A 15,235-nucleotide genomic window follows, 5' to 3' on the forward strand; every position below is an offset into this window, starting at 1 on the left:
TTTGCACCCCACCGCGACATCACGGGTATCCGCGCCGATAGTCTCGTACCCCGTGATTGGCGCTTCCGCGTCCGCTTCTGGACCCACATCTGCACACGGCAGCCAGCGCCTGCCCACCCTCACCGACCTGCTCTACCAGCTGGCCGCCGGCTCCGTGACGTCCGATCAGCTGGTGCGCCGCTCCCTGCGCGCGATCGACATCAGCCAGTCCACCCTGAACGCCTTTCGCGTGGTGCTCACCGAGTCCGCGCTCGCCGACGCGGCGGCGGCCGACCGGCGACGGGCCGCGGGTGACACCGCGCCCTTGCTGGGTATCCCGATCGCGGTCAAAGACGACGTCGACGTTGCTGGAGTGCCAACCGCCTACGGCACCGATGGGTACGTCCCGCCCGCTACTCACGACGCCGAGGTTGTTCGGCGCCTGAAGGTGGCCGGGGCGGTGATCGTCGGCAAGACCAACACTTGCGAACTGGGCCAATGGCCATTCACCAGCGGACCTGGATTCGGACACACCCGAAACCCCTGGTCGCGCCGGCACACGCCGGGCGGATCCTCGGGCGGTAGCGCGGCTGCGGTGGCCGCGGGGCTGGTCACCGCGGCAATTGGCTCCGACGGCGCCGGCAGCGTGCGCATCCCGGCAGCGTGGACACACCTGGTGGGCATCAAGCCGCAACGTGGGCGCATCTCCACCTGGCCGTTGCCCGAGGCGTTCAACGGCATCACGGTCAACGGCGTGCTGGCCCGCACGGTGGCCGACGCGGCATTGGTGCTCGACGCCGCGTCGGGAAACGTGGCGGGCGATCGGCACAAACCGCCCCCGGTCACGGCATCCGACTACGTCGGCATCGCACCGGGTCCGCTCAAGATCGCGTTGTCAACGCGGTTCCCGTACACGTTTTTCCGGGCCAAGTTGCATCCCGAAATCCTGGCTGCGACGCAACGGGTCGGCGAACAGCTCGAGCTGCTCGGTCACACGGTGGTGCCGGGCAACCCGGACTACGGTCTGCGGCTGGCGTGGAACTTTCTCGCTCGGTCCACCGCGGGCCTGTGGGAATGGGAGGAACGGCTCGGCAACGGTGTCACCCTCGATCCGCGCACCGTGTCCAATCTGCGCACGGGCCACGTGTTGGGTCAGGCGATTCTGCGCAGCGCGCGCCGGCACGAAGCCGCCGATCAGCGTCGGGTGGGCTCGATCTTCGACATCGTCGACGTGGTGTTGGCACCGACCACCGCGCAGCCACCGCCGCTGGCGCGCGCCTTCGACACGCTGGGCGGCCTCGCCACCGACCGCGCGATGATCGCCGCGTGCCCGTTGACGTGGCCGTGGAACCTGCTGGGCTGGCCGGCGATCAACGTGCCGGCGGGGTTCACCGCCGACGGCTTACCCATCGGGGTGCAGCTGATGGGTCCGGCGAACAGCGAGGGCATGTTGATCTCGCTGGCCGCCGAGCTGGAAGCCGTCTGCGGCTGGGCGACCAAGCAGCCGCAGGTGTGGTGGGAGGGTTAAAACCCCAGTCGACCAAGCTGTTTCGGGTCGCGCTGCCAGTTCTTGGCAACTTTGACACGCAAGTCGAGGTAGATCCTGGTTCCGAGCAGCTTCTCGATCTGGTTGCGCGCCGCGGTGCCCACTTCCCGCAGCCGGGCACCGCCCTTGCCGATGACGATTCCCTTCTGGCTATCCCGCTCGACGTATAACACGGCGTGCACGTCGATGAGATCGTCCCTGCCGTCACGCCTGTTTACCTCCTCGATCACCACCGCCAACGAATGCGGCAGCTCCTCGCGCACTCCCTCCAGGGCGGCCTCGCGGATGAGCTCGGCCATCAGCATCTCCTCGGGTTCGTCGGTCAGCTCCCCGTCGGGGTAGTACGCCGGCCCCGGGGGCAACGCCGCGGCCAGCACGTCGATCAGTACGTCGACTTGTTCGCCGGTAACGGCCGACACCGGAACCACTTCTGCCGAATTGCCCACCAGCTCGCTGGCCGCTACCAGCTGGGCGGCCAGCCGCTCCCTGGGCACTTTGTCGATCTTGGTGACGACGATGACCAGCGTCGTCTTGGGAGCGATCGAACGGACCTCGTTGATGATCCATCGGTCGCCCGGACCGATCGCCTCGTCGGCCGGGATGCATAGGCCGATGACGTCGACCTCGGCATAGGTGTTTCGGACCAGGTCGTTGAGCCGCTTGCCCAGCAGGGTGCGCGGCCGGTGCAGGCCGGGGGTGTCGACGAGAATGATCTGGAAGTTCTCCCGGTGCACGATCCCCCGAATGGCATGCCGGGTGGTCTGCGGTCTCGTCGAGGTGATCGCCACTTTCGCGCCCACGAGCGCGTTGGTCAGCGTCGACTTGCCGGTGTTGGGCCTGCCGACCAAACACACGAAGCCCGAATGGAATTCGCTCACCCGCGTTTCCTCGCCGAACGTGCACACAGGGCGACTATCGGCGCGATTTTTCGCCGTGAGTGCACGCTCGGCGTCATAACGGGTTGCCCGCGCGGTCGGTGACGATGATCGCCGCGGTGGGGGCGAGTTCGCGGACCGCGGCGACGCCGGGATCGTCCGCGGACCCGGCGACCAGCACGGCGGCCTCGATGCCGGTCGTCCCGCTGGACGCGGCGGCCGCCACCGCCGCCTGCAGGCCGGTCAGCCGAAGCGTCGACAAGCACACCGGCGCAGCGGCATACGTGCGACCGTCGACGTCACGCACCGCGGCGGCGCTCGCGGCTTCGGCTCGCGCCATCGCTGCCCGCGCCAGCACCACCAGCTTCGCGTCTTCGGCGTCCAGCGGCTCAGCCATGGTGATCGGTCTCCGTGCCGTCGGGGCCGTCCGATTCGACCGGACTCACCAGGACGGTGCCGATCCGTACCCGCCCCCGATGGTCGGGGCCGCCCTCGGCGTGCAGGCGCAGGCCATGCGATATCACTTCGGCGCCGGGCAGTGGAACCCGGCCCAACTCCAGGGCCAGCAGGCCACCCACCGTGTCCACATCGAGATCATCGTCGAACTCCATGCCGTAAAGCTCGCCCACGTCTTCGATCGGCAAACGCGCCGACACCCGGAAACGTTTGTCGCCCAAGTCTTCCACCGGCGCCGTCTCAGTCTCGTCGTACTCGTCGGCAATCTCACCGACGATCTCCTCCAGCACGTCTTCGATGCTCACTAGGCCGGCTATGGCCCCGTACTCGTCGACCAGCAGGGCCATATGGTTGCGGTCGTGCTGCATTTCACGTAGCAGCGCGTCCAGGGGCTTGGAATCCGGCACGAACACCGCCGGGCGCATCACCAGCGTCACGGGCGTTTCCCGGCCGCCGTTCGGCGAGCAGAACGTCTGCTGGACAAGGTCTTTCAGGTATACAACTCCGACGATGTCGTCGACGTTCTCGCCGATTACCGGAATGCGGGAATGTCCGCTGCGTACGGCCAGGGTCATCGCTTGCCCGGCTGATTTGTCGCTTTCGATCCAGACCATCTCGGTGCGCGGCACCATCACCTCACGGGCCGGGGTGTCGCCCAATTCGAAGACCGACTGGATCATCCGGCGCTCGTCGGCGGCGACCACGCCGCGCTGCTGGGCCAGGTCGACGACCTCACGCAGCTCGATCTCGGACGCGAACGGCCCATTGCGGAAGCCGCGGCCCGGGGTGAGCGCGTTGCCCACCACCACCAACAGCCGGCTGATCGGCATCAACAGCCACGAAATCGCCTGCAACGGAAGGGCCGTCGCCAACGAGATGGAGTACGCGTTCTGACGGCCGAGGGTGCGTGGCCCCACACCGATGACGACGAAGCTGGTCACCACCATCGTGGCCGCGGCGATGAACAACCCCCAATCCATGCTGACTCTGTGCCGGAAAAAGACGACCAATAGCGCGGTCGCGGTGATCTCGCAGATGATCCGCAGCAACACCACCAGATTGATGTAGCGCGGCCGATCGGTCATCACCTTCTGCAGCGACACCGCGCCGGGCCGGCCGTCGCGCACCAGCTCGTGCACGCGGGCCAGCGACACCGTGCTGATGGCGGCGTCGATCATCGCGAACACCCCGCCCAGGCCGATCAACGCAATCGCTCCGAGCAGCTGATCAAGACCCGTCACGGCCGGTCGAAATACCTTGACTTATCCAGCAACCGGCGGTCCCTTTCGTCCTGGCGTTCGTGCTCGTAGGCCTCGACCTGATCGGCGACCCACTCTTCGAGCAACCGGTCCTGCAGGGCGAACATCTCCTTTTCCTCGTCCGGCTCGCCGTGGTCGTAGCCGAGCAGATGAAGCACGCCGTGGATGGTCAGCAGGGCCAACTCATGTCCGAGGCTGTGGCCCGCGGCGGCCGCCTGCTCCGCGGCGAATTCCGGGCACAGCACGATATCGCCCAACATCGACGGGCCCGGCTCGGGAGCATCGGGACGACCGCCCGGCTCGAGTTCGTCCATCGGGAAACTCATCACATCGGTTGGCCCGGGCAAATCCATCCAGCGCATGTGCAGGTCGGCCATCGCCGCGGTGTCCAGCAGCACCATGGACAGCTCGGCGCCCGGGTTGACGTCCATCTTGGCGAGGACAAACCGCGCGACGCTGACCAGTTCGACCTCCGAGACGTCGATGCCCGACTCGTTGCATACTTCAATGCTCATAAGATTGCCCACGCACTCATCATCGGCGACCGCGGGAGCCGGCCGCCCGCCGAGCCGCCCTGTTCATCGTCAGACCCGGCTCTTCGTATTTCGCGTAGGCGTCGACGATCTCCGAGACCAGCCGGTGTCGCACCACGTCGACGCTGGTCAGCTCCGCGACGTGGATGTCGTCAATGTTCTCGAGGATGTCGACCGCCGCCCGCAGGCCGGATCTGGCGCCGCCCGGCAGGTCGATCTGGGTGACATCCCCGGTGACGACGACCTTGGACCCGAAACCCAGGCGGGTGAGGAACATTTTCATCTGCTCGGCGGTGGTGTTCTGCGCCTCGTCGAGGACGATGAACGCGTCGTTCAGGGTGTTGTGGGTGAGCAGGAAATCGTCGGTGACATATAGCGAGTCAGCGGCCGCAACCTGGATGCATACAGCCTCTTCGGTGCCCGCGGGCTCGATCTGATCGATGAAACGCATTGGCCGACCGCCACCTGCCGCGTCGTACTTCGCGGCCTTGCGGGCCAACCGGAAGGGGGTTAATCCCTCCGGCAAACGAAGGTCGAGGATGTGCGAATCCGAACGATGGTGCACCGCTCGGCCACGCGCCCGCCCGGGCCTGCGACCTACCGCCCGCCTGGTGCGCGGGTACACCACACCGCCGAGGGATTGGACCATGAAAACGACGTCGTCTCGCAGTCGAGCGGAGACAGTGGTGAACTGGATGCGGCACGTCCGTCCCTGTTGAGTTACCGGACCGCCATCGGCGTCGAGAAGACCCTGCAGAACCGCCAGCCGCGTACCGGGCGAATTGAGCAAATAGTCCTCGGGGATGAACTTCGTATCAGACCGCGTACCGGCCAGTCCTAGCTGACGGAGAACGCTGGTGATCGGGTTTGCGGTAGTGATGACCTCACCGGGACGAGTGATCCGGTTTAGCACATGATCCACGCCAGACTTCCGGCGCACTTCGATCCCGGGAATGAGACGTTCCAGAGATTCGGCCAGCTCGGGATCGGTCGTCGCGAAACTGGGTGTCGTCGTACATGTGATGCAGCCGTCGCCCAACAGCAGCCCGAGCGCGTACGGATCGAGCGGCACCGACCGTGTTTCGAAACTCACCGGCGCACTCAACAGCGGCAACTCGTAGCGGTGGTGGTGCGCCTGGCGGAGGTTGCCGATCATCTCCTTGGTCTGTAACAGGCGCGGCGACTTGCCACGGCGCTTGTCGTCACGGGTGCAGACCGACCACAGGTGATCACCGGACGCCAGTGTCGACGAACCATCCTGCGTGGAGACCCGATAGATCTCCTTGAAGCCCTGCGGATAGACACCCAAGACTTCGGTCGGGAGTCCGTCGGAACCGATCACGAAATCCCCGACCCGAAGTTCGCCGATCGGCCGAAAACCGCCCGGGGTCAACACCTTGGTGAACACCGGCTGCGCCCGGCCGCGCATGTACGCCAGCGGCGCCACCTCGATCACCCCGGCGGACATCAGCTTTGGGATCAGCTCGGGGTCCATCATGTCGTACAGCGCGTCATACAACGGCCGCAGGTACGGGTCGATCTTCTCGCTCAGCGTGCCGGGCAAAAAGCCAAGGCGCTCACCGGCTTCCACCGCGGGACGGGTCAAGATGATGCGGGTGACCTGCTTGGTCTGCAGCGCGTTGACTGCCTTCGCCATCGCCAGGTATGTCTTCCCGGTGCCGGCCGGACCGATCCCGAAGACGATCGTGTTGGCGTCGATGGCATCGACATAGCGCTTCTGGTTGAGCGTCTTGGGCCGGATTGTCTTACCGCGGCGCGACAAGATGTCCAGGGTGAGCACTTCGGCCGGTGACTCATTACCGGTGCCGACAAGCATGGCGACGCCGTGCCGCACCACTTCAGGCGTCAACGCCTGGCCGCTGGCCACGATCGCGACCAGCTCGGTGATCACCCGCTCGGCGAGCGCGACGTCGGCCGGCTCACCCGAGAGCGTTACGGTGTTGCCACGCACGTGCAGGTCGGCGTTCAGGGTGCGTTCCAGGGCGCGCAGGTTCTCGTCGGCCGAGCCCAGCAAGCCCACGACGAGGTCGGGCGGAACGTCGATGCTGCTGCGAACCTGAGCGTCGGGCTTCTCGGCTCCGGCTGCGTCAGCAACGCGGGTCTCGCGGGGCGTCACGTGGTTTCTGATGCCTGCTTTCTTGGCCGGTAGGGGGGTTTGCGCGCGGTTTTTTCGGGTGCCTCAGTCTACTGCCGGCAGCCCCGGTTGGTCAGCGTTCAGCAGCGCATTTGCCGGTAGATCTTTGTCAAGCACCTTGCGGGCCTGGGCCGCACCGGTGACGGGCAATACCGTGCTGTCCAGGAGCCCCACTTGTGCCAGCAGTGAAGCCTGATCCCAATAGATCCGTTCGTAGGCGACCTTCTCCCCCTCGAACCCCATCACGACCACCACCGGCAACATGACCGCACGACCGGTGGGCGCCACGCCGGGAAGGAACGTCGGCATCGGGATGTCATGCGTGAACGACATGACCATCTCGTCGACGACGCGGCCGGTGCCCACGGTGCGGCAGACCGGGATGATCTTGGTGTCGGAGGGCCAGTGCCCGATGAAGAACTTGTCGTAGAAGTCGGCAACCCCGTCGCAGCCGACGCCGCCCATCATGGTGGGCACGTGATTGACGAATGGGTCTGCGGACATCGTCGCCATGGTCGCGGCGACGTCCTTGGTGACAAACTCGTGGGCGACGTGTTCGTCGAAGATCGCACTCAGGTCATGGGCCGGCTCGGTCACCACGCTCTCCCTTCGTCGTCGCACCCCGCGGGGCTGCCGGCACCATCCCATCGCGGGGTGAGCACGCCCAACGCCCCCAGCGCCACCGCGGCCGTGGTCGACGTCCGCAGCACGGTCGGGCCCAGCCGGACCGCGACAGCGCCCGCCTCCGTCAACACGGCGAGCTCCTCCTGGGCGATACCGCCCTCCGGACCCACCACGAGCATCAGCGAATTCGCTTGCGCCACCGGGAGATCCGCGAGCCGAACGGTTGCCGACTCGTGTAAGGCCAACACCACGGCTCCCGTGGCGATCTCCTGACGAACCCGCTGGGTCAGCGCCTCCGTGGACAGCACGCCCTCGACCGGCGGGATGTGCGCGCGGCGGGATTGCCGCGCCGCCGAGCGGGCGACCGCACGCCATCGGCGGAGCCCCTTGTCGGCCTTGGCGCCATCCCAGCGGGCCACGCACCGCGCCGACTGCCACGCCACGAACGCGTCGGCGCCGGCCTCGGTGGCCAATTCGACCGCCAGTTCGGAGCGCTCGGACTTGGGCAGCGCCTGCACCACCGTTACCGCCGGCCGCCCGGGCGTGACGCTCCAGCGCCCCAACACCCGGGCACGCAACCCGTCGCGCCCGGCGTACTCCACCAGGCAGTGGGCCATGCCACCGGCGCCGTCGCCGAGCACCAGCCGTTCGCCGGGACGGATCCGCCGCACCGTGGCGGCGTGAAAACCCTCGTCGCCGTCCACGACCGCCAGAGCGCCGGCGTCGGGCAGTGTATCGACGTAGAAGAGCGTCGCCGCCATGTGCACGGCCCCCAGAAAATCCCGACTAGCGTCCGGTGAAGGTCTCGCGGAGCCGGCTGAACAGTCCGCCCCCGGCGGCGTGCGTCGAACGCACCTCGGCCACGTCGCGGCTGCGGCGGTTCTTCAGCTCGCGCAGCAGTTCGGTGTCGTGGTGGTCGAGGTGCGTGGGAACCACGACCTCGACGTGGACGTGCAGATCACCGCGCGTGGCCGACCGCAGGTGCGGCATCCCGCGGCCACGCAGGGTGATGACCGAACCCGGCTGTGTGCCGGGCGGAATGGCGATCTCGCTCAGTCCGTCCAGGATGGCGTCGACAGTGACCGTGGTACCCAGCGCCGCGTCGACCATCGGTACCGAGATGGTGCAATGCAGGTGGTCGCCTTCTCGGGTAAAGACGTCATGGGCCTGCTCATGGACCTCGACGTACAAGTCACCGGCCGGTCCTCCCCCGGGCCCAACCTCGCCCTGTGCGGCCAGCCGCACGCGCATCCCGTCCCCGACTCCGGCAGGGATCTTCACGCTGATCTCCCGACGGGCCCGCACCCGGCCATCACCCATGCACTGATGGCACGGGTCGGGGATGACCACCCCGACACCGCGGCAGGTGGGGCACGGGCGTGACGTCAGCATCTGACCCAGCAGCGAACGCTGCACGGTCTGCACCTCCCCGCGGCCGCCGCAGGTGTCGCAGGGCATCGGCGCGGAGTCGCCGTTGGTGCCCTTGCCCTGACACCGGTCACACAACACCGCGGTGTCGACGGTGACCTGCTTGGTGACGCCGGTCGCGCACTCCTCGAGATCGAGCCGCATGCGCAACAGCGAATCCGAACCCGGACGCACCCGGCCGGTGGGGCCGCGCGATCCCGCGCCGCCACCGAAGCCGCCACCGAAGAAGGCCTCGAATACGTCGCCCAAACCCCCAAAGCCGCCGAACCCGCCGGCCGATGCGCCGGCGCTTTCCAGCGGATCCCCGCCCATGTCGACGATCCGACGCTTGTCCGGGTCGCTCAGCACTTCGTAGGCGAGGCTGATCTCCTTGAACTTCGCCTGCGCGGCCTCATCGGGATTGATGTCGGGATGCAGTTCGCGCGCCAACTTGCGATAGGCGCGCTTGATGTCCGCATCGCTGGCGGTCCTGCTGACGCCGAGCAGCCCGTAGTAATCGCGTGCCACGCCTGCCTCTCCTAATGCCGGATCTCATGCCGCTTCTCAGGCGGCTGTCCACCGATTCTGCTGTCGGTGCGCGGTCATCGAGCACCCAGGACTTCGCCGATATACAGGGCAACCGCGGCGACACTTGCCATAGTTCCCGGATAGTCCATCCGTGTTGGTCCCACCACGCCCATTCCGCCGTAGACGGTGTCCGAGGTGCCGTAGGCAGTGGACACCATCGAGGTGCCCGCCATCTGCTCGGCCGCCGTCTCATGGCCAATGCGCACCGTCACCTTGCCGGCTTCCTGTTGGGCCGCCAGCAGCCGCAGCACCACAACCTGCTCCTCGAGCGCTTCCAGGATGGAGCGCAACGAACCACCGAAGTCCGCGGCGTTGCGGGTGAGGTTGGCCGTGCCACCGAGCAGTAGGCGTTCCTCGGTGTGTTCCACCAGGGACTCCAGCAGCACCGTCGCCGAACGGCCGACCGCGTCGCCGAAGCCGCCGGCGCCGTTAAGCTGCCCCGCGAGGTCGGCAACCGCGACCGAAGCCGCGGCGAGCTTCTTGCCTTCCAGCGCCTGGCCGAGCACCTCGCGCAGCTGGGAGAGCTGATGATCGTCGATGACATCGCCGAGTTCGACGATGCGCTGATCCACGCGGCCGGAATCGGTGATGACCACCATCAGCAACCGGGCCGGCGTCAGCGCGATCACTTCCAGATGGCGAACGGTCGACGTCGACAACGTCGGGTACTGCACCACGGCCACCTGGCGGGTCAGCTGCGCCAGCAGCCGAACCGCGCGGCGCAGCACGTCGTCGAGGTCCACACCGGACTCCAGGAAACTCTGGATCGCGCGGCGCTCCGGCGGTGACAACGGCTTGACGTCTTCGAGCCGGTCGACGAACTCGCGGTACCCCTTCTCCGTGGGCACCCGCCCGGAGCTGGTGTGCGGCTGGGTGATGTAGCCCTCGGCCTCGAGCACCGCCATGTCGTTGCGGACGGTCGCACTGGAAACGCCCAGGTTATGGCGCTCGACCAGGGACTTCGAGCCGATCGGTTCCTTGGTGGCAACGAAGTCGGCGACGATCGCGCGCAGCACCTCGAAGCGCCGCTCGTCGGCACTGCCCATCGACGCACACCTCCGGAGGAAACCTCCCTGATCATCCTGACCGCTTCATTTTACGGTCTCAGCAGACCGGACTGTCGTGCTGCGCTAACAGCGGCGCCGGGGAGGTCCGGCCGTGGCGGTAGCGCTGATCGCGGGGCGCGAGCTGTGATTGTGGTGATGAAATGCGACTAGCCTGTCCACCATGATCCCGTCGGGCCGCTGCGACGCGTCAGAGCTGATCCGCGAATGATTTTCAAGGGTGTGCGGGAGGGCAAGCCTTACCCCGATCACGGGCTGTCCTATCGGGATTGGGCACGGATCCCGCCGCAGCAGATTCGGCTCGACGAGTTGGTCACCACCACGACGGTGCTCGCGCTGGATCGCCTGCTCTCGGAGGACTCCACCTTTTACGGTGACCTCTTCCCGCACGCGGTGAGATGGAAGGGCGTCACCTATCTGGAGGATGGTCTGCACCGGGCGGTACGCGCGGCGCTGCGCAACCGGACGGTGTTGCACGCGCGGGTCTTCGACATGGACCGGCCGCTCAGCGAACAAACCTAGGCTGCGCGGTCACGCTTGGGCGCCGCCGGGTGTCGACATAGTGAAGACCGCCAACGGTGCCACCCGACTGTGAGGAGGATGCCATGTACCGGCTCAAGGGAGTCTCCGACCGCGACGCCGGCCTAGGCGCCAAGATTGCCTTCTTTTTCACCAAACGCAAGCTGGCGAAGATGGCCGGCTTACACAACGGATTACGAACCGCCGAAATGCTCGAACCGCTGCGGATGTACGCCCACATCCCCAGGTTGCTCAATGCCTACGGCAGGCTGGAACGGGCGGAGTCGAGACTCGACGTGCTCAGTCCCCGGCACCGGGCGCTGGCCGAGCTGAAGTCGGCGACCACGGTCGGCTGCGAATACTGCATCGACCTGGGATCACAAATCGCGCGCGGGCTCGGCATCACCGACGAAGAGCTGCTGGCGCTGGCGGACTACCGGCACGCTGCGTGCTTCTCCGACGTCGACAAGCTGATCCTCGAGTACGCCACGGCGATCAGCCGCACCCCGGTCGAGGTGAGCGACGGGCTTTTTGACGCGCTGCGCGCGCACTTCGACACCGCCGCGCTCGTCGGGCTGACCCACATCATCACGCTGGGCAACCTTCGTGCCCGGTTCAACATCGCGCTCGGCATCGGGTCTTCGGGCTTTTCGGGTAACCGGGTATGCGCGCTGCCCGACGCCGGCCAGCGATGACTGCCGATGCCGCGTTGACGGCACGTTTCCAGGCGGCCCGCCCGCAACTGGGCGCCCTGGCCTACCGGATGCTCGGCTCGATCGACGACGCGGAGGACGCCGTCCAGGAAGCGTGGCTGCGGCTGAGCCGCCACACCGCCGACGGGATCGACAATGTCGACGCGTGGCTGACCACGGTGGTGGCACGGATCTGCCTGAACGTGTTGCGGCAGCGCCGGGCGCAGCGCGCCGAGGAATTGGTCGCGCACCTGCCGGATCCGATCGTGGACGCGACGGGGGAATTCGACCCGGAGCATCGGGCGATGCTGGCCGACGCGGTGGGCCTGGCGTTGTTCGTGGTGCTGGACACCTTGCGGCCGGCGGAACGTTTGGCGTTCGTGCTGCACGACGCCTTCGCCGTTCCGTTCGATCAGATCGCGCCGATTGTCGAGCGGTCTCCGGAGGCCACCCGCAAGCTGGCCAGTCGCGCGCGTCGGCGCATCCAGCAGGCGGGCCCCGTTCCGGACGGCGACATCGCTGCCCAACACGACGCCGTCGACGCCTTTTTCGCGGCCGGACGCAGCGGTGACTTCGACCGCCTGGTATCCGTGCTGGACCCGAACGTGGTGTTGCGCGGCGACTTCGGCGCAGCTGCCGCCCGCTTCCGCACCGAGGGCGCGTCCTCGGTGGCCAAGGTGGCCCAAGATTACGCAAGGCCGGAGCGCGAAGTGCGCGTCGCTACCGTCAATGGCGCGGCCGGCGCGGTCATCTTCGTCGCCGGCCGGCCAACCGCGATCATGGGGTTCGTCGTGCGCAACGGACGAATCACCGCGATCGACGTGCTGGCCGACCCTAGGCGCATCGCGAAACTGGACCTGAGCGCCTTGACAAAATAGCCGCTGGGTGAACGCCGACTTGGCGATCAGTGTCCGGCGGCCTGCAGCAGCGCCATCGCCGAGCTGCGCGACAGCATCCAGCTGCCCTGATTGACGAACGTAACGTTCTGGGTAACCCGGGTTGAGAGCTTCGGACCCGAGACGGACACGTCGGCCGTGGCCACACCGGGAGCTCCCGGTTGGATGTTGGTTACGTTGAACGCCAAGGGCAGGTCCCCGTTCCTGGCCGCTTTCTTCAGCTCGTGGTCCGCAAGGTGCGCCTCGGTCCCGCTGATGCCGCCTTCAACCAAGTCGCTCTTGTTCGCAAAGGGAACGCTGGGATCGGCGAGGCTGTCGAGCAAGCCGGTCAACTGGGCGGCGGTGGGAAGGTTGGCGGCCGGGGCCGACATGAATCTTGGCTCGCCTACGCTGAGGGCCTTGACACCAACGTAAGGGGTTTTTGTCAAGGGGTTGGGGGGCCTGCCCGTTCCTCGTCTCTACGTAGCGATCAACCGGGGTTCGTGATGCCCCGACAGCGTGCAATCGAGTTCGGTGAGGAATGGGCGGGGCCTGCTCATGGTGTCGGTCGAGGTGGTCCTCTACGCCGAGTGGAGCTTGGCCCCAACCTATTTCATTCGGTTGGTTCGGGGTGGGTGAGGTTAGGCAGCTGCGGGCAGCTCGGTGGGGCCGGCGATGGCGGCGTCCCAGGTCACCCGGCGGGTGACGATGGTATGTATCCAGCGCAGCAGCGCGGCCGCGATAGCGGCTCGGGCTTGCCCGTCTTTGAGCGGATTGCGCTCTCGGCTAGTCCGAAGTTGCGACTGTTGGGTTAGGTGATTTCTTGGGTTTACCTGGGGTTTTGCCGGTTCGGGTGGGTGTTTGTTCTGGCTACGCGGCGATGGTGAGGGGAATGGTGGTGTCGATGAGGTCGAAGGCGCGGCGTTGGTCGGGGGTGGGTTCGGTGAGTTTGTCGATTTCGATGTCGGTGTCGTGGTAGCGGATGCGGTCGCGGGTGAGGGTGCCGAGATGGTCGAGCAGGCCGCGGAAGCTGCGTAGCGGTTGCCGTCGGCGTCGTGTTTTGTCGAGGCTTTCGCGTTGGCGGCGGCGGAGCGTTGCGCGGGCGCGACCGGGTTGTCGCGCGCCGGTGGTGTTTCGTCGGTGAAGGTCAGCGGCGCCCAGGCCTTGCGTAGGTGCCAGACGAGGTAGCAGGCCAGCAGGCAGATCAGCACGTGCGCGCACGCGCTGATCGAGACGGTGATAGATGGGTCGCAGATCCAGGTCGTCGGCTTTGATGATGCGAAAGTCGCGTTCGATATTGGCCAGGTTCTTGTAGCCGGCGACGACGCCGGCCGCATCGAGGGTGTCGGGGTCAACGCTGGTGCGTAGCACGTAGATGCCATCCAGGGCGGCTTCGGCGTCGATGGCCGCCTGGTTGCGTGCGAAGGTGAAGCTGGTGTCGGTGATGGTGGTGACAAAGTGCTTGTCCACCTTGTATTTTCCGCTGACTTTGCCGAGGGCTTTGCCGATCTCGGCGGCGCCGGACAAGGTGCCGCGGTCCACCCGGTCCTTGATCCGGGCGAGCTCTTTGTCGGTGGCGTCCAGTAGATCGCGGCGTTTGCGGGCACGCTCGGCCGCCAGAGCGGGTTGCGGCAGGCGATGAGCCGTTCGTCGGGGTAGTCGGGGTGGACGATCTCGGCCAGGTCCTGGGTGTCGAACAGGGTCATCTGCAGTGGCCCGTCGTCACGGGCGAGTTTGGCGATCGCCGGTGCCCGCAGCGCGGTGATCCACCCGAAATCGGTTGGGGCGTCGGGGTTGTCGTTGAGTTCGCGCAGCATGCCGATGCGCGCGGAGGTGATCATGCCGCGATCACCCACCAGCACCAGGTCGGTGAGGCCGAAGGTGGCGGGCAGTTCGGCGACGATCTCGGTGAACGCGACCGGGTCGGCGGTATCCCCGCGCACCACCCGCACCGCCACCGGCCGTCCGCCGGGGTCGGTGAGCACCCGTACTCGATCTGCGCGCAGCCCTTCTTGCCGTCGCGGGAATACCCGTGCGCGGCCAGCTCACAACACCGCCCGGTCACCCACGAACTGGTCAGGTCAAACAACGCCATCCGATGCGGGTTTGCTTGCGGGCTCAGGTGTTTGGCGGCCAGTTTGCGCTCGATCGCATCTTGGCGGTGCGCCAGCCAGTCCATCGCCGCGTAGATCTCGTCGGTCGACGCCCCCGCCACGTCCAGATCGACACCCAACGTGGTATCGGGCCACCGTGACAGGGTGGACAGCTTGGACGCTGGGCGGATCACCCGCGAGATGATCAACGCGAACACCACATCGCGTGACCGGCAGGCCGGGCCCAGCAGCGCGGGAAACCCGAGCCGATGCGCCATCGCCGACACCGCGGCCACATGCCCGTGCGGCAGCGAGCGGGTCTTGGTGAACTCGCTGCCCGCCGGGATCAGGGCCTGCCCCTTCAGCGTCGCCTCCAGCGCGGTGATCGAGGCCGCCGGCAGCATCGACAGGTTGGCCACCGTCTCGTTCCGCACTTTGGCGCCGTCGCGAAACGTGCGGCGCAGATACACCGATTCGTAGTCACGCCGCCGCCCCTGCTTATCCACATGAGTCTTCTTGACTCTGACTACGTGGACTTTCCCCATGTTGCGCGGCATACCAAGCATCGTA

The 15,235-nt window shown here is 66.8% G+C and carries 12 protein-coding genes and 5 pseudogenes; 4 read left to right on the forward strand and 13 right to left on the reverse strand.

The annotated features are described in order from the left end of the window. The first annotated feature begins 52 nt into the window (after positions 1 to 52). The gene (locus tag G6N24_RS11860; RefSeq protein WP_085161035.1) at positions 53 to 1,507 is read left to right on the forward strand and encodes an amidase; all 1,455 of its coding nucleotides are present in this window, start codon (positions 53 to 55) and stop codon (positions 1,505 to 1,507) included. Here G6N24_RS11860 and era read toward each other — a convergent pair. From era to hrcA, 11 genes and pseudogenes are all read right to left on the reverse strand, one after another. Next, positions 1,504 to 2,403, reverse strand: coding sequence for a GTPase Era (gene era / locus G6N24_RS11865; protein WP_085161066.1), 900 nt, complete (start codon positions 2,401 to 2,403; stop codon positions 1,504 to 1,506). The two genes, G6N24_RS11860 and era, sit on opposite strands and share 4 nt — an antisense overlap. A gap of 73 nt (positions 2,404 to 2,476) precedes the next feature. After that, positions 2,477 to 2,797, reverse strand: coding sequence for a cytidine deaminase (locus tag G6N24_RS11870; protein WP_085161034.1), 321 nt, complete (start codon positions 2,795 to 2,797; stop codon positions 2,477 to 2,479). Next, positions 2,790 to 4,097 carry a hemolysin family protein gene (locus G6N24_RS11875; RefSeq protein WP_085161032.1) on the reverse strand — a complete coding sequence of 436 codons (1,308 nt, stop codon included), beginning with the start codon at positions 4,095 to 4,097 and terminating at the stop codon, positions 2,790 to 2,792. Before G6N24_RS11875 ends, G6N24_RS11870 begins: the two co-directional genes overlap by 8 nt. Then, entirely contained in the window at positions 4,094 to 4,630 is a 537-nt protein-coding gene (ybeY, locus tag G6N24_RS11880) for an rRNA maturation RNase YbeY (RefSeq protein ID WP_085161030.1), read from the reverse strand. The genes G6N24_RS11875 and ybeY overlap by 4 nt, the downstream gene beginning before the upstream one ends. Before the next feature lie 19 nt (positions 4,631 to 4,649). Further along, positions 4,650 to 4,988: pseudogene (locus tag G6N24_RS24540) on the reverse strand (PhoH family protein); the annotation flags it as partial. Positions 4,989 to 5,300: 312 nt separating this feature from the next. Next, positions 5,301 to 6,077 (reverse strand): annotated as a pseudogene (locus G6N24_RS25510) (PhoH family protein); the annotation flags it as partial. Continuing rightward, a pseudogene (locus G6N24_RS24550) lies at positions 6,066 to 6,785 on the reverse strand (PhoH family protein); the annotation flags it as partial. The pseudogenes G6N24_RS25510 and G6N24_RS24550, both read right to left, overlap by 12 nt. A gap of 63 nt (positions 6,786 to 6,848) precedes the next feature. Then, positions 6,849 to 7,400, reverse strand: a complete 552-nt coding sequence (locus G6N24_RS11890) for an ester cyclase (protein ID WP_197743090.1) — start codon at positions 7,398 to 7,400, stop codon at positions 6,849 to 6,851. Further along, positions 7,397 to 8,188 (reverse strand): 16S rRNA (uracil(1498)-N(3))-methyltransferase, encoded by a 792-nt coding sequence (locus G6N24_RS11895; RefSeq protein WP_085161024.1) that lies wholly within the window; start codon positions 8,186 to 8,188, stop codon positions 7,397 to 7,399. Before G6N24_RS11895 ends, G6N24_RS11890 begins: the two co-directional genes overlap by 4 nt. A gap of 25 nt (positions 8,189 to 8,213) precedes the next feature. Beyond that, on the reverse strand, positions 8,214 to 9,362 hold the full coding sequence (gene dnaJ / locus G6N24_RS11900; protein ID WP_085161022.1) for a molecular chaperone DnaJ: 1,149 nt from the start codon (positions 9,360 to 9,362) through the stop codon (positions 8,214 to 8,216). Between the two features lie 74 nt (positions 9,363 to 9,436). Further along, positions 9,437 to 10,468 (reverse strand): heat-inducible transcriptional repressor HrcA, encoded by a 1,032-nt coding sequence (hrcA, locus tag G6N24_RS11905; protein WP_085161020.1) that lies wholly within the window; start codon positions 10,466 to 10,468, stop codon positions 9,437 to 9,439. Positions 10,469 to 10,693: 225 nt separating this feature from the next. Between hrcA and G6N24_RS11910 the strand changes: the two genes are divergently transcribed. The 3 genes from G6N24_RS11910 to G6N24_RS11920 all read left to right on the forward strand — a co-directional run bounded on the left by G6N24_RS11910 (position 10,694) and on the right by G6N24_RS11920 (position 12,575). Then, the gene (locus G6N24_RS11910; RefSeq protein WP_085161018.1) at positions 10,694 to 11,008 is read left to right on the forward strand and encodes a type II toxin-antitoxin system VapB family antitoxin; all 315 of its coding nucleotides are present in this window, start codon (positions 10,694 to 10,696) and stop codon (positions 11,006 to 11,008) included. 83 nt (positions 11,009 to 11,091) lie between these two features. Continuing rightward, positions 11,092 to 11,700 carry a carboxymuconolactone decarboxylase family protein gene (locus tag G6N24_RS11915; protein ID WP_085161064.1) on the forward strand — a complete coding sequence of 203 codons (609 nt, stop codon included), beginning with the start codon at positions 11,092 to 11,094 and terminating at the stop codon, positions 11,698 to 11,700. Then, entirely contained in the window at positions 11,697 to 12,575 is an 879-nt protein-coding gene (locus tag G6N24_RS11920; protein ID WP_085161016.1) for a sigma-70 family RNA polymerase sigma factor, read from the forward strand. The genes G6N24_RS11915 and G6N24_RS11920 overlap by 4 nt, the downstream gene beginning before the upstream one ends. 26 nt (positions 12,576 to 12,601) lie before the next feature. On the opposite strand, the pseudogene G6N24_RS11925 reads toward G6N24_RS11920, so the two are convergent. Both G6N24_RS11925 and G6N24_RS26085 read right to left on the reverse strand, forming a co-directional pair. Next, a pseudogene (locus tag G6N24_RS11925) lies at positions 12,602 to 12,958 on the reverse strand (hypothetical protein); the annotation flags it as partial. Between the two features lie 484 nt (positions 12,959 to 13,442). Beyond that, positions 13,443 to 15,222: pseudogene (locus tag G6N24_RS26085) on the reverse strand (IS1634 family transposase). Positions 15,223 to 15,235: the final 13 nt, after the last annotated feature.

Source organism: Mycobacterium lacus (assembly GCF_010731535.1).
GTDB lineage: Bacteria > Actinomycetota > Actinomycetes > Mycobacteriales > Mycobacteriaceae > Mycobacterium > Mycobacterium lacus.